This window comes from Pseudomonas lyxosi, assembly GCF_047758685.1.
In the GTDB taxonomy this organism is placed as follows: Bacteria; Pseudomonadota; Gammaproteobacteria; order Pseudomonadales; family Pseudomonadaceae; genus Aquipseudomonas; species Aquipseudomonas lyxosi.
The window spans coordinates 2711346-2727021 of sequence record NZ_CP180481.1 but is presented as its reverse complement, the minus strand read 5'-3'; the positions used below and the strand labels follow the sequence as shown (position 1 = coordinate 2727021).

General features: G+C 58.3%; 9 protein-coding genes. 4 read left to right on the top strand and 5 right to left on the bottom strand.

Features of this window, described 5'->3' with window-relative positions:
• Nucleotides 1-198: 198 nt before the first annotated feature.
• The 3 genes from ACMXYI_RS12540 (at nt 199) to ACMXYI_RS12530 (ending at nt 8847) form a co-directional block, all read left to right on the top strand.
• Complete coding sequence (locus ACMXYI_RS12540; protein ID WP_415773440.1) at nt 199-5769, top strand: dermonecrotic toxin domain-containing protein; 5571 nt, start codon at nt 199-201, stop codon at nt 5767-5769.
• 113 nt (nt 5770-5882) lie between these two features.
• Nucleotides 5883-6038 (top strand): hypothetical protein, encoded by a 156-nt coding sequence (locus ACMXYI_RS12535; RefSeq protein WP_415773439.1) that lies wholly within the window; start codon nt 5883-5885, stop codon nt 6036-6038.
• 115 nt (nt 6039-6153) lie between these two features.
• Nucleotides 6154-8847 carry an Ig-like domain-containing protein gene (locus ACMXYI_RS12530; protein WP_415773438.1) on the top strand — a complete coding sequence of 898 codons (2694 nt, stop codon included), beginning with the start codon at nt 6154-6156 and terminating at the stop codon, nt 8845-8847.
• Nucleotides 8848-8978: 131 nt separating this feature from the next.
• Here the strand turns inward: ACMXYI_RS12530 and metE are convergent, their stop codons facing one another.
• Nucleotides 8979-11291 carry a 5-methyltetrahydropteroyltriglutamate--homocysteine S-methyltransferase gene (gene metE / locus ACMXYI_RS12525; protein WP_415773437.1) on the bottom strand — a complete coding sequence of 771 codons (2313 nt, stop codon included), beginning with the start codon at nt 11289-11291 and terminating at the stop codon, nt 8979-8981.
• A gap of 117 nt (nt 11292-11408) precedes the next feature.
• Here metE and metR point away from each other — a divergent pair, with 117 nt between their 5' ends.
• Nucleotides 11409-12326, top strand: coding sequence for a transcriptional regulator MetR (metR, locus tag ACMXYI_RS12520; protein ID WP_415773436.1), 918 nt, complete (start codon nt 11409-11411; stop codon nt 12324-12326).
• 133 nt (nt 12327-12459) lie between these two features.
• Here metR and ACMXYI_RS12515 read toward each other — a convergent pair whose 3' ends face one another.
• The 4 genes from ACMXYI_RS12515 to ACMXYI_RS12500 all read right to left on the bottom strand — a co-directional run bounded on the left by ACMXYI_RS12515 (nt 12460) and on the right by ACMXYI_RS12500 (nt 15512).
• Nucleotides 12460-12957 carry a GNAT family N-acetyltransferase gene (locus tag ACMXYI_RS12515; RefSeq protein WP_415773435.1) on the bottom strand — a complete coding sequence of 166 codons (498 nt, stop codon included), beginning with the start codon at nt 12955-12957 and terminating at the stop codon, nt 12460-12462.
• Between the two features lie 2 nt (nt 12958-12959).
• Nucleotides 12960-13598, bottom strand: a complete 639-nt coding sequence (locus ACMXYI_RS12510) for a LysE family translocator (RefSeq protein WP_415773434.1) — start codon at nt 13596-13598, stop codon at nt 12960-12962.
• Between the two features lie 24 nt (nt 13599-13622).
• On the bottom strand, nt 13623-14057 hold the full coding sequence (locus tag ACMXYI_RS12505; protein WP_415773433.1) for an NUDIX hydrolase: 435 nt from the start codon (nt 14055-14057) through the stop codon (nt 13623-13625).
• 90 nt (nt 14058-14147) lie between these two features.
• The gene (locus ACMXYI_RS12500) at nt 14148-15512 is read right to left on the bottom strand and encodes an HD domain-containing phosphohydrolase (protein ID WP_415773432.1); all 1365 of its coding nucleotides are present in this window, start codon (nt 15510-15512) and stop codon (nt 14148-14150) included.
• Between the last annotated feature and the right edge of the window lie 164 nt (nt 15513-15676).

The following is a 15676-nucleotide window of genomic DNA, read 5'->3' as shown; positions in this document are numbered from 1 at the left end:
CACCGAAACGCAGAACTCCAGTAGAGCGCGAGTCTGATGAAGTTTGTTCAAGCGCGCTGCCACAGTTGCGTGACAGTTTGATGAATATCGCTGAGTGGTCGGTGTGGTAACTATGTAGTGCCAATGCCTCGCAAAACTTTTCTTAAATGGCTCGTTCAAGGAGTGGATCCACTACTCCATCAATCGAGCCATGTTGCCATGACCGATAGACTTCTCCCCGACCTACCCTCACCTACCCCGGTCGTGATACCGACCTCATTGTCCTTGCGAGAAAACCCGGACGAAAGTCTGTTGCTCCGCGCCTCGACCCGCTGGCGCGACAGCAGCCAAGGCTTGTGCGAACTGTTCGCTAACGTGCCGACAACGCGAGGCACAATCAATCGACTGCTCGAGCAGCGGGGTCTGGATGGGCAACAGGCCGGCCTGGCGTTCCCCGCTTCCGATGAACACCCGGCACGTTTCGTCAGCCTCACGAATGCCTGTGCCTTTGTCTTTCAACATCCGGTGCTGGAGACCACGCTGGACCAGCGCTGCCAGGTAACCGGCCTGGGACGCTCACATCCTCTGTTTGCCCTCACGCCCCTGCAACTACTTGATCGACTCAAATCGCTGAACCTGGAGCAAGCGATCAGCGGAAGCTGGGCTGCGTATTGGGGAGACCGCGCTCCCGGCACACCGATGTCACGACGTGACCGAGCTGTTCAGTTGTACCGCAACCATTTCGAGGCGACTGCCCAGATAGCGCTTGCTCAAAGAACCTTGACCGCCGAGCAAATGAAGCCGCTGTTGTTGCTTGCGGACTCGGCAGCAACAGACCTGCACCTGGACAACCAGCCAGTGCGCACGGAACAACTGGCGCTGGTGCTGAGCAACAACAGTAAAGTGAAACACCCTGCCGTCTGGGTTATCAGCGTGGGTGATGCTCAATGGCTGTATCTGCCCTGTCGGCCTGTCGCCATCAAAGCCTTCCCTGAACGCAGCGATATGGAGACTTGGCTGTCTCAACAAATGCTTGTTCCACAGGGCATGCTCTACAAGGACATCCGTTTCGAATACAGCGCCAGAACCCAGCCCCTGACGGTGGGCATCACCGACCTGCTTTTGCACCAGCAACAGGCTCAACTCGCCAGTCTGCGCATGAGCAGCAACGACGTATGCGAACTGGCCGCCCATGGCGCCCAGTCACTGACCTACGCGGACCAGATCGATCGACAACGTAGCAGTGCCGCCGGTTTCGCCTTACCGCCAAGCCTTGGAAACACAGCGGTAACCACCGACAGCGCCGATGAATATCAACAAGCGTTGTTTGGTAGCCTGTATGCCGATATCCCGCGGTCCCCGCGCCAGGCCAGCCTGGACAAACAGCGTGATGCGATCGAGAAGCTGCTGGGGAACGATCCAGAAAGCGACCGCCAGCAAAAACTCAAAGACTCACTCTCAGCACTTGAAGCAGCGGAGCAAGCCGCCAACACGGCAGCCTCCGCTCTGCTTTACCGGTCACGCGTCCTCGACCTGACGACGTTCAATCGCCAGTTCACAGCCCTCTACCAAGCGCACAAGGCTGGCCTGCACGCCGAGGCCGACCTGCAACTGGCTCTTGAGCAAATGAGCAGTGATGAACACCGCCTGCTCAAAGCCCTGTTGGATACACCCAACGATTCCAGGCCCGACAGCGTGGTCGCCAGTCTGTCGCTGTCGATGAGGGTACAAAATGGCGAAAAAACAACAGTCACGACCCAGGAACTCAGCGGTCCGTTTGTCATTACCCAACCCGAGGCACTGCTCAATGCTGCCTCGTCTCAGAGCCTGTTGCTTTATTGGCCCGGTACCGGCGGCGGCCTGCAACGATTCGCCAGCCGACAAGCGCTGGAACGACAGCTATTCAGGATTCAGCAGAACGATCTTGTAGCGTTGCAGCTGAAGAAAATCACGACCGACCCTCTGCATTACAGCCTGGATCAACAAACCACCGGGTTCGAAGAGAAAGCCGGGCAGATTCGCCAGCGCTACACCGATGCGACCCAGGCGACACAACGTGCCGATGAACTGGAAACACTGCGCAAGCAAACCCTGGCCACTTTGCAGGTCCCGGTGCATGCCGCCCGACACCTGGCCTTCGCGCACAGGCAGGAGCAAAACCGTAGCGCGACCTTGGCCTCCGGTCTGCCTGGCTGGCTCAGTAAGCTGTCCGGGAATGACCGCATTGAATTCAAGACCCTGATCGAGGCTTACATCACGGCGATGCATCGCAGCCACGCACAGCTGGAAATCGCGTTGCCCGCCCGGGACGAGTTCACCCGCAAACACCTGCAATCCCGCCTGCGCGAGGACTTCTCGATCAAGGGCAGTTTTGACCTGAAACTTGATCTGCCTGACTCGGTCATCCTGCAAAAACAACTAGCGGACGGTGCGGCCCCGGGTACCCCGCAGAAACTCGTGGCGGTACCCAGCAAGACACGCAGCACGATGACACTCGAAGAACTGGCCCAGCTCAACATCGACAACACGCCGTCGATGAATCTGGAGCCCCTATCGCTGCGACTGGGTTTCATGCGGGTCAAGGTTACCGCCGATGATGAAACCGAACGCCAGACCCTAACGGCCGGTATCACCCGGCCTTACCTGCGCAAGGTACTGCCCGAACTCGATCTGCCCCAGGTCTACGAAAATCTGATCCGCCGTGCATTCATGGGCTCGATCGACAACACCGCCTTCGTCAATGATCATCAACGAGAAAGCCTGATCGAGCCCTGGCGCCTGATGCTCAAGTTACAGGGCAAGTGCGCGTATCTGCAGAAACAAATCGGCCAGGATGCGTTGCAGGTATTGAACATCGCCATTGATGCCAACACCCCGCAGGCCTGGAACGTTGATGGCAAACGCATTGTGCTCTTGCCGGCGTACTTGAGCGCCGGCGGCAGGGACACACCGAATCAGGGGCCTGTCACCCTGTCTGGAGTGAGCTTCATTGAAGAACAGGTCAGCGGGATGACCCTGCTGTATCTGCCCGACAGCCCTGACGGCCAGTTTCTGCGGCGATACGACAGCCTGGAGAAAGCTCGCCAGGCCCTGTTTAATCTATGCCAGCGCAGCGCAATGGTCAGTTACCTGGCAGGACGCGCCTTGCAGGGTAGCGTGCCGGCGCATATCAGCCGTATCAACCAGGCCGTGCTTAGACATTTCAATGCCATGATCGGAGTGGGCATGCGCTGGCCGTCGACCACCTCGCTGGCCGACAACCTGCTCAATGCTCACATGGGGCGTCTGATCGAAGCCCATCGCGGAACCTCGCGCTCCAATGATGCCTTGTACCTGGAGCGGTACGCGCTCAAAGGTCCCCGCGCGTTCAATTACCTGAAAATGGCGCTAGGCCTGGTGCCATTCGTTGGCACTGCTTTCGCGCTCTACGATGCCTGGACCAGCGCCAATCAAGCGGTTGCGGCCTTCTTGCGCGGCGAAGTCGGCGATGGTCTGGCAGAAATCGAATCGGTGCTGTTGGCATTGATCGACGCGGTCATGAACCTGCTTCCCGGTGAACTCGCCGCGTCCGCGCTTTCCAGAGGTGCTCGCTCTTTGACTCGGGCCCGTCAACTTCGCAGGCTGGTCACCAATGCCAACGCGTTGCACGTTCCATCTACACGCCAGGCCCGGCATGTGGTTGAGCGTTTCGCGGGCTACGAGTATGAAAAACCGCTCTCGCTGTCAGGGTTGCATCCAGCAACCGATGGGCTTTATTGCAATATCTATCGGCATGCCGACGGTGACTTTATCGTTCGTCAGGGACGGATTTTTCAGGTCGAGCGCAGCAAGGACTCACGAAACTGGCGCTTGAGCGGCACCCGGCAAAAAACCTACAAACAACCAATCGCCCTTGATGAAACCGGTCATTGGGACACTTATTTCGGCGTCTACGGTGTGGCCTTCGAAGGTGGCGGCATCGGCGGTGGTGGGGTCCTCGGGCATATGGCCGACGCACTCGATCCGCTGTGGCCGGCAGCCATTCGCCACCGGCTGCCTCGTTGGTGGACCGACCACACCTTCCGTCGCCATCATGCACTGACCGAGGCCGCCGATGATCTGGCCATGCAAATCGATGCACGGTTGAGGCGCTCGAGTGCCGCCCTGGAGGCGTACAACACCGACCCGCTGGAGCGCCGTCCGGCGCTGTTGCAGGCCGCCGAAACAGCCTGTATCGGCGACATTGAATTGTCCCTGCGGCACTACCAGACGCTAGTTGATTTACACCCACTGACCCATGGCAACAAAAGGCGCGCGCTCGTAGAAATACAAAGCAGTTCTGCACTGTTGCTGGCTGATCGATACAAACAACGGGTTTTCTTCGCCAATCACAGGGCCAACCCCCTGGTGGACAGGATCGATGCCTTGACGGCCAGCCTGGAGCCAATACCTGCATCTTCCCTCCCAGCCCGTTTGCGCATACTGGAGGAAATCAGGAAGCTGCGGATGGAACTGGTGAAAGAGTTAGAACATACGCAAGCCCACATGACAGACCTTAACCATTGGTACAGACGCATCACCGCCAACGCAGAAAAAGCTCAAATAACGGAGGAAGTGACGATGTTGAACGCTCGCCTGTCCGAGGCGAATATCCTTTATTTGATAACGGGTAACTTGCTGGAAACCGTCAAATGTTTTGACAGCATCCACGATGTGTCCTGGATGCTTCTTCAGAACCAGGCGCACCCGATCAGAACCCGAGTCGACCGGGCCTTGTTCAGCCAATACAGTCTGCCGGACGTCAGCGCGACCAAGACTCAACGCAACCAGATACTTCAAGACTGCATCGAGCAATACACTCAATTTCGTCGGGATATGAATGCGTGGACCGCCAGCTATCCACAGCACTTCTATCTGGAAGTTGTGCCTCCCTTGTTGGGCGGAATCGAGAAGATGGCCGAACGGGCGCGCAAGGCCATTGATCTACCGGCACCTCCTGCCCAGGCAGGGCAAGGCAGCAAAAAGGTTTTCACCACCGAAAATGACCAATTGCTGATCGGGGTGGAGCGCTGGGAACCGACTACTCAATTGCGGCAATACACCCTGACAGGTCAAGGCGGTTACACGGAAATCTGGGAACAGGGGACAAACGGAAAGTCTCGTCTGCTGAACCCGCAACACGAACAGCCAGCTCGTCCCCTTCGAAGGGACCTTGAAGTGTTACTGACAGAGGCCCGTCACCGACTCGAGTCGCAGGACACTTACAAGACCCGCGTCCAATCCTACGCGGCGCAAAACATGCTGCCGGTCGACCTGGAACACATGATGGTCAGTGAAGCGAATGAACTTACCCGCCGCGCCCTCGGCATCGAGGAGATTGCCCCCCGCAATCCCCTCATCCAGCAACTGCGCGGCAAGGCCACCGAACTGATTGCCACAGGGCGCGCAATGCGCACCCGACAGACGCTGCTGAGTAAAAAACCCACGGATGGAATGCTGAACGATCTTGTCAGCCAAAACGTGGTGGACGTACGCAAACCGGCGCCGATCAAGAACCTGGGCAAACGCCGGGACGGTCGAACCGATTACATGCAGGAATACGAAATTTGGGACCTGACGCAAGCACCACCGAAGATACTGTGGTACGCCCATTTTCATTATTCCAAGGCCGCGCCTGCATTCGATGGGTTCGAAAAAGCCCATTTGAAGCTGCCTGAACACCGGTTCCTGACCCATGCGGACGATGCCACACTGCCCTATTCCGACATAGGCAAAAACTCCGCGGCACTGCCGCACTTCGAAAACCTCTGACGGCGTCCAACATGTGGGAGCGGGCTTGCTCACGAAGGGGCAATCACATTCAACAACTATAGGTGACGGATACACCGCTTTCGCGAGCAAGCCCGCTCCCACCCAGATTGCGCTTGCACCCTCCTTTTCTGGTTGCCCGTCAGGCCAACTGGCTGCGCAACTGCCGCGCCGCCGCCACCCTGTTCACCAGCGCCGCGTCAGTCTCCGCCACGCCCTTGGTGCTGACGGCTACCGTTGATCAGAAAACAGTCTGTACCTGTTATTTCTGACAGTAGCCAAAAACAACGTCCGGGCATTCAATCGGGTCATCGGTTTCTCCGGTTTCAGCGCCACGTCACGAGCGCCTGAGAGATCCTCCCGTTCATCACACACAGGTAACGTGCAATGACCATCTTTGCCCTCCAGAACTCTATCGATAATCAGCAAGTCGATGTGCTGCCGCCACTCCCCAAACCCGGAGAGCTGAGATCCTTGAGCATCGATCGACTGCTCATTGCCAATCTGATTACCGGTCTGCCGGGAGACGAAGGCGTGGAGGGCGGCATCAATTACGACATGCTTCATGACGGACTGGATGTGGTGATCGACCCATGGTTGCAAATGTCACTGGGCGATGAATGGGTTGTACGAGCCATCTATGGATCGACGCCACCGATCACAGTCCTGACAGACACCGTTAAAGACACCGAAGTGAACCAACGGATTTTTCGGACTATCGCAGCCAATCAACTCAAGGACGGCGTGTGCAATCTGCATGTGGGTGTGCGTCGAGTCAGTAACGCCGGAGGTGACTATGAACAATCCCCACCGTTGACCGTATTGATTAAAACGACGTTGCCGGGTGGGCCGGATCCGGACATTAAGGAGCCCTACCATCAAAACCTGGCGCCGATACAAGTGGATCAGGACATCCTCATCAACGGTGTCACCAAAGATTATCTCGATGAATACGGTGGGGTGAACGTCACTGTCCCGGCGTACGACCTGATGCGTAAAAACTCTGTAATCCTTGTTCACTGGGGATCGCAAACCCTGGTGATGCCCAGGGTGAAAGAAAGCCAGGTAGGGAAACCGATCTCTTTCATGATCCTTCGCAATATCATCGAACAGGAAGGTCGAGCGATACCCTTGAAGCTCAACTATTCGATTATCGATGTGGTGGAAAACCGCAGCGCAGCACCCGCTCCTCCGATTCATTTCAACGTCGATCCCACGCTCGACTTGTTGGAAGCGCCCATCGTCGATAAGGCCGACCAACAAAACCAACTCGATATCGTTGCGCTGAAAGGCGAGGACGTGCTGACGTTTATCAGCTCACGCAAGGTCACCTTTTCACCCGGGGACCGAGTGAAACTGAACTGGGTTGGGGTTGACTCGGGTGGCCATGAGGTTCCGGATGAGCAAATCTGGGAACCTGTCCAGTCATCGCGCTCTCATGATTTCCATATCCCCTATTCCAAGGTCCAGCTGATTGCACGGGGCTCCGCTCAAGTTGCTTTCACACTGACGCGCGCGGCGGTGATAACCGACTCCAGAGTAACCTTCGTCACCGTGACTGGCCTGCCGGTTCTGCTGCTGCCACCCGAAGTACCGGAAGCTATTGGCGGTGCTGTACCCGCACAAACACCATTGGCCCATGTGATCGTAAAAAAACAACCGGGCGCGATCATCGTGGGCGATGTGGTGCGAATTCTGTGGCATATCCTGCGCGACGATGGCTCCGAGCACGAATACATCGGACAGCGCAGAATCAGCGAGGATTTGATCGATAAAGATATTGTGTTCGATATTCAGCCCGAAAATATTGCGACAGGGGACGGTGGCAGGCTGACGGTCTCCTACATTGTGTACCGCGATCTCACCCGCCCCCAGCCCTCCGAGAACCTGTTGTTGTATATCGGCGATACGCTGAGCGAATTGCAAGCGCCAATAGTCAACGCTGCTCCAGACGGTGTATTGATACCCGAAGAGGTGCAAAAGGGGGCCGAAGTGATCATCGCCCCCTATGCCGGCATGCGTGCACTGGACAGAGTCAAGCTTGAATTCGTTGGCGCCACTCAGGAGAGTTCATGGTCGATATCACAGGACCTGACCCTCGTACAGGTAGGCCATAACCTTTTGAATCGGGTACCGTTTGAGCTCGTGGCGGCCAATCGTTACAAGGAAGTCAGGTTGGTTTATACCGTCACCAATCAATTCACAGGACAGATTCGCATCTCCAAAGAACTGCCGCTGAAAATCGGTGAACTTATTCTCCCGGAGATTCTCTCGGTCCAGGAGACCGCAACCGGCGCGAACATCAGTAACGGTGGCACAACCCTCGCGACTCATGTGACCGTAACGGGGCGAGTCAGCCCTTTCCAGCCGGTTGAAGTGTTCAATGGTTCAGCCTCCATCGGCAAGCCTCCTGTCGACGATAAAGGACAATGGACTATTGCTGTACCTGACTTGGCGGTCGCGCTCCATAGCTTGACCGCCCAGGTCCTTGGCGGCGATAAACCGACGTCACCGCCCTGGACGTTTACCGTCTGGGCCAAGCTGCAAATCGGTGGCAACCTCTCGATCAACCTCACCGACTATTTCCAGGTTGCAGGACGGCCACCGTCTGTCATTCCTGACGAAGCGACCCGTTTGCAGCAAGCCTCGGGCGGTAGTGGAGGTTACACCTACGTGTCTTCCAATCAGAATGTTGCCAAGGTAATCAGCGCAGACGGAAGGGTCGGTGCGTTGGCCAATGGAACGACCACGATTACCGTATCCGACGGGAGTCAAAGCGCCTCCTATCAACTGATCGTTACGGGGATCAGATACGTGAGACTGAGGCAAAGCCAAGTCTCCTGGCACGAACAATCATGGCGTCATAGCTGCCTGTCGGTCGCACAATTCCAGCGATTCTGGAGCATCTATTCGCTGAGCGGAAATGTTGCATCCTATCTGGGCTGGCCAAATAGCACATATTGGACTTCCACCAACAATGACTGTGTTGGAAATGTAGCGTGGGCTTTCACCCTCGCTAACGGAAACGCCTTTCAGTACAACGGCGGCCAGTACTTTCTTCCAACTATTGAGTTCGGATAACAAAGAGACGGGACTGACTCATTAATGTTGAAGACCGCATTATCGTCTCGGGGGCCTGGTCGTGAAGGCATACGACCAGGCTCCCGCTGTCAGTCCATCATCCGATCGATGTTTTGATCGACTCTGGCTATTTACGCCAACTGGCTTCGCAACTGCCGAGCCGCCGCCACCATGTTCACCAACGCAGCCTCAGTCTCCGGCCACGCCCGGGTTTTCAACCCGCAGTCCGGGTTCACCCACAAGCGCTCCGCCGGAATGCGTTTCACGGCTTTGCTCATCAACTTGACCATCTCGGCCGTGTCCGGCACCCGTGGCGAGTGGATGTCGTAGACGCCCGGACCGATGTCGTTCGGGTAGTCGAACGCTTCAAAAGCTTCCAGCAATTCCATGTCCGAACGCGAGGTTTCGATGGTGATCACATCGGCGTCCATCGCCGCGATGGACTGGATCACATCGTTGAATTCGCTGTAGCACATGTGGGTGTGGATCTGGGTTTCGTCCCGCACACCGGAGGCGCTCAAACGGAAAGCTTCAACCGCCCAGTCGAGGTATTCCTGCCATTGCGCCCGGCGCAGCGGCAAGCCTTCGCGGAAGGCGGCTTCGTCGATCTGCACGATCTTGATCCCGGCGGTTTCCAGGTCCACCACTTCGTCACGCAGGGCCAAGGCCAACTGCTGCGCCTGAATTTTGCGCGAGACATCTTCACGCGGGAACGACCACATCAGCATGGTCACGGGACCGGTGAGCATGCCCTTCATGACCTTGTCGGTCAGGCTCTGAGCATAGGTGATCCAGTCGACGGTCATGGCGTTCGGACGGCTCAGGTCGCCGTAGATGATCGCCGGTTTCACGCAGCGCGAACCGTAGCTCTGCACCCAGCCGAAACGGGTGAACAGGTAGCCGTCCAGTTGCTCAGCGAAGTACTCGACCATGTCGTTGCGTTCGGCTTCACCGTGTACCAGTACGTCCAGCCCCAAGCGTTCCTGGACTTGCACGGCATGGCGGATTTCGCTGTGCATGGCGTCGGTGTAATCGTTGGCCGACAGCTTGCCTTGCTTGAAGGCCTGGCGTGCCAGACGGATCGAACCGGTCTGCGGGAACGAGCCGATGGTGGTGGTCGGGAATGCCGGCAGTTTCAACCGCGCACGTTGTTGCTCGATGCGTTTGGCAAACGGCGAATGGCGTTGGCTGTCCTTGTCACTGATGGCGTTTATCCGTGCCTGCACTTCGGCTTTGTGGATACGCGGTGACTCGGCGCGACTGACCTGAATCGCACGGCTCTCGGCGAGGGCGGCTTGCACCTTGGGCGATTGCGGATCGTTCAGGGCATCACGCAGCACGGAGATTTCGCCGCACTTTTGTACGGCAAACGCCAGCCAGCTTTTCAGTTCCGGGTCGAGTTTGTCTTCGCGGTCCAGATCCACCGGGCTGTGCAGCAGCGAGCAGGAACTGCTGACCCACAGGTTGTCGCCAAAGCGTTCCTGGGCCGGCTGCAGTTGCGCCAGCACTTGCTCCAGTTCGCAGCGCCAGACGTTGCGACCGTTGACCAGGCCCACCGAGAGAATCTTGTAGGTCGGCAGACGGTCCAGCACCTGGCCGAGTTGATCCGGCGCACGCACGGCGTCGATGTGCAGGCCTTGCACCGGAAGGCTGACCGCAAGACCGAGGTTGTCTTCCAGACCACTGAAGTAGGTCGCCACCAGTTTTTTCAGCGGCGAGTATTGAAGGATGTGGTAAGCGCGTTCGAAAGCGTTTTTCCAGGCCTGTGGCAGGTCGAGGGTCAGGATCGGTTCGTCGATCTGCACCCACTCCACGCCTTGAGCGGCGAGGCGACCGAGGATTTCGCCGTAGATCGGCAGCAGGCGTTCCAATAGGTCGAGTTTGTCGAAGTCGTTGCCTTTGGCTTTGCCCAGCCACAGGTAAGTCAGTGGACCGATGATCACCGGTTTAACGTTGTGGCCGAGGGCCTTCGCCTCGTCGACTTCGTCGAACAGCTGTTCCCAACTCAGTTTGAACTGCTGGTCAGCGGTGAATTCCGGGACCAGGTAGTGGTAGTTGGTGTCGAACCACTTGGTCAGTTCCTGGGCGTATTGCGCTTTGCTGTGCTCGCCGCCGCAGCAGGCAGTCGTGGCGCCACGGGCCATGGCGAACAGGGTGTCGAGGGTCGGCAGGCCGCGCGAGTCCTTGGTGCTGTCGAAACGCTCGGGGATCACACCGAAGGTCAGGGAATGGGTCAAGACCTGGTCGTACCAGGCGAAGTCGCCCACGGGCAGCAGGTCGATGCCGGCGTCTTTCTGCAATTGCCAATGGGTGGCGCGCAATTGGCGGCCGACGCTTTTCAACGCGTCCTGATCCAGATCGCCCTTCCAGTAGGATTCGAGGGCTTTTTTCAGTTCGCGGTCCGCGCCGATGCGTGGAAAACCAAGTGTGTGTGCCAGAGCCATGGTGAGTTTCTCCCTTAAAGAGGCTGTAAAACATGGCGCTATTGTCGACAGCCAACCCAACATGAGACAAACTCAACCTTTTCGTGTTGATCACAAGTTTTCCTCATGGAGCCCCCGGTGCTTGAAATCCGTCACCTGAAGACCCTGCACGCCTTGCGCGAAGCCGACAGCCTGGTGGATGCGGCCGACCGCTTGCACCTGACGCAGTCCGCCCTGTCCCACCAGTTCAAGGAACTGGAGGAGCGCATGGGCATGCCGCTGTTCGTGCGCAAGACCAAACCGGTGCGTTTCACCAGCGCCGGTTTGCGTCTGCTGCAACTGGCCGACGCCACCCTGCCGTTGTTGCGGGGCGCCGAGCGCGATATCGCGCGGCTGGCCGGTGGCACCGCCGGGCGTTTGCACATGGCGATCGAGTGTCACAGTTGCTTTCAGTGGCTAATGCCGACCATCGACCAGTTCCGCGATGCCTGGCCGGAAGTCGAACTGGACCTGGCCTCAGGGTTCTCCTTCGCCCCGCTGCCTGCGCTGGCCCGTGGCGATCTGGATTTGGTGGTGACCTCTGATCCGCTGGAACTGGCCGGGATCACTTACGTGCCGTTGTTCACCTATGAAGCGATGCTCGCGGTCGCCAATCAGCACCGTTTGGCGAGCAAGGCCTACATCGTCCCGGAAGATTTGCTCACCGAAACGCTGATCACCTACCCGGTGGAGCGTGATCGCCTGGACATCTTCACCCGTTTCCTGGAACTGGCCGACATCGAACCGGCGCAGGTCCGCACGTCGGAACTGACGGTGATGATGATGCAATTGGTGGCCAGCGGCCGCGGCGTGTGCGGCATGCCCCATTGGGCGCTGCATGAATACAGCTCACGGGGTTATGTGAAGGCCAAGCGGCTGGGCGAGAAAGGTTTGTTTGCGACGTTGTACGCCGGGATTCGCGCCGACATGCTGGATGCGCCGTACATGCGCGACTTTTTGCTGACGGCCAAGGACACGTCGTTCTCGACACTGGATGGGGTCAGCGCAGTTAGATAGCACAACGCAAACCTGTAGGAGCAAGCGGTGCGGCGATCCGACTTGCCCGCGATGGGCGCGGCGCGGTCATTCAAACAGACCGCGTTATCGTTCATCGCGGGCAAGCCTTGCTCCTACAGAGGTCGTGGTGGATTTAGAGCTCGCGCCACATATGGATCTTGTCGAAGTAGTCCTCGCCCACCCGTACCGCCAGCGGTTCGAGACCGAACTGGATGAAGCCGCAACGCTGGTACAGGTTGAACGCGGCGTCATTGCCGGCGGTGACGGTCAGCTGGATCAGCCTCAGGCCTTTATGGTCCTGCGCTTCAGCCAGGGCGGCCTGCACCAGGTGATAACCGACCCCGCGCTGCCGGACCTTGCCCGACACGTACATGCCAAACAATGTCGCCTTGTGCCGGGCCTTTTCCCGGGGCTCGAAGGCCAGGCCGACGATGCCCGCCAACTCACCGTTTTCGAACGCGCCGAACACCACGTCCAGCTTGCTGCTCAGGCGTGATTCCCACCAACTCAACGGCATCACGGCGCGTTCGCGCACGCTGGAGGTAAACGCCTGGGGATGCAGGTCATAGGCTTCGAGCATCAGCGCCCGATAATCCAGAGCATGACTGGCATCAAGCCGTTCAATCCACATGTTCAAGCCATCCGTCGTTGTTCCAGCATCAGTCGCACCGCCAGCGCCGACAGCACGAACCCCATGAAATAGCGCTGCACCGCCAGCCAGGACGGGTTGTTGACGAACCAGGAGGCGATGCCCGCGGCAAACAGCGCGATCAGCAGATTGACGCTGAAACTGACGCTGATCTGAGTCAGACCCAGCATGATGCTTTGAGTGAACACCGAGCCATGCTCAGGCGTAATGAACTGCGGAAACACCGACAAATAAAACACGGCGATCTTCGGGTTCAGGGCGCTGGTCAGAAAGCCCATGGTGATCAGTTTGCGCGACGAGTCCGGCGGCAACTGCTGCGCCTCGAACGGTGAACGCGCACCCGGTTTGACGGCTTGCCAGGCCAACCACATCAGGTACAGGGCACCGGCCCACTTCAGCACTTCGTAGGCCATCGGCACCGCCAGAAACACCGCAGTCAAACCGGCAGCGGCCGCGAACAGGTGCACGAAAAACCCCGCGACAACACCGAGCAACGAGGTCACACCGGCCCTGCGCCCCTGGCAGATCGAACGGGAGATCAGGTAAATCATGTTCGGCCCCGGCGTCAGCACCATCAGCAACGCGGCAGCGGCAAAAATCAGCAAGTCTTGAAGCGGGATCATGGGCAGTCCTTTGTCCGGGAATAATCAGGCAATTTCGGTTAGCAAAGCACGATAAAACGGCAGGATCAGGTCCCGTGTCAATGGCGCCAGCGTGACATTACCGTCGGTGGCCGGGTCGATCCAGCGCACTTCTTCAATCTCCGCCGCAGGCGATACGTCTGAATCGATGGTCAGCTGAAAGAGTTCGGCCTGGACGGTAAAACCCGGTTCATTGGCGGCCGGTGCCGAGAATTGCCCGAGATAAGTGGCGTGTGCCGGATCGATGACCAGGCCCAATTCCTCTTCCAGTTCACGGGCCAGCGCGTGGACCGGTTGCTCATGGGCTTCGATCTTGCCCCCCGGCTGCATGAACGCCTCGGTGCCGCGCTTGCGGACCAACAGCGTGCGACCGTCCGGGCCGATCAACAGGGCAGCGGCGATACGGATGAGACGGGGCGAGGCAGCGGATGAAAGCGTCATGGATCAGGATTGGCCTTGGATAAAAAGCGCAAGGATCACATGGCCACCGCTGCTTCGTCACCCCGAAAAGATCACATCCGGCACCAACGTCTATGTCGTTTCACGCTCCAGCAGCGCAGCCTCCACTTCTTCCGGCAACTTCACAAAAATGCTGTACTTCGCGCCTTCCATGGCTTCGAAGGCAATCAACTTCTCCACCAGTGGCCCGTTCAACACCTTACCGGCATTGAGCAGCAGCATGCCGTTGTCGGCGTTGAGGTTGCGCGCCAGGATCATGCCCGCCGTCACTTCCCGCGTGGTCAGCACCTTGACCGACGGATCGGCCAACGAGACATCGCTCAAGTACGCGGCACACACCTGGATGAAATCCTCCACCAGCTCGGGATCGTAGAGTCGCCCGGCATAGCTGCGGATGTAGACCAGTGCTTCATCGCTGTTCATCTGCCGCTCGAGGATCAGCCCGCGCTGCAACTCGATGAAATCCACCGCGAGTTTCAACAGCCGCGAACCGAACGGAATCGCCTCGCCCTTGAGCCGGTCGGGGAAGCCGCTGCCGTCCCAGCGCTCCTGATGATGAAGAATCAGACGGGCGGCGTCCTTCATCGGGTCGAGCGTCATCAACAGCGATTCGCTCTGCTTGGGATAACCGCGATAGCGCTCCCGATCACTGTGGTGCAGCAGGTCCGCGGGCGCGGTCATCATGCTGTCGGTCCAGCTCAGCTTGCCGATGTTGTAGAGCGCCGCGGCCATGGTCAGGTCGCGATTGGTGCCCTCGTCCAGGCCGTGAAGTTTGCAGTAGACCCGCACCAGTTCGATGATCTGGCGGTTGGTCTGTTTGGCCGGCGGCAAGCGCAGGTTGGCCAGCAGCGAGAACACCTCGGTGCCGGTGACATAGCTGTGCTTGAGCTCTTCGTAGGCCAGGTCGAGCATGTCGGCGGTCTGCTGGAGTTCGGCAGTGCGGGCGGCGACGTGTTTTTCCAGGGTGAGGTTGAGCGACTTCAACTGGTCGTTCTGCAGCCGGGTCAACTGCTCCAGGCGCTGGCGTTCGCGCTCGGAATATTGATGAGCCAGGGCCTGGCGCAAGGTCAGGAGCATTTCCTCGTCGTTCCAGGGTTTACTGATGTAGCGGTGAATCTTCCCTTCGTTGATCGCTTTGATGATCGTCGGCATGTCCGCGTAGCCGGTGAGCAGAATCCGGGTGGTCGTCGGGTAAAGCTGATGGATGCGGGCCAGCAGCGTGGCGCCGTCCATGTTGGGCATGCGTGCGTCGGTCATCACCAGGTCAATGGAGTGTTGCTCCATGATCTCCAGCGCCTGGGCACCGCTGGTGGCCAGCAGCAACTCGTAGGGCTGGCCGCGTAACAGGCGACGCAGGCTGTTGAGGATTGATTCCTCGTCATCGACCAGCAGCACCTTGGGTTTATCGTTCAAAGTCGTGGGGAGTTGCTCTTCCATGGCGTCACCTCAAGTAAAACGGGCACATCGTTGTGGCAGGACCCGGCAAACATCCCCTATTGCCGGAGCCTGACCTACAGGCTAGATGATTTTCAGCCCGCCAACAGAAATGATTCAGCTCATTGAGTTGCGCGAAGTGCGGGACAGACGACTATGCTCAGCTG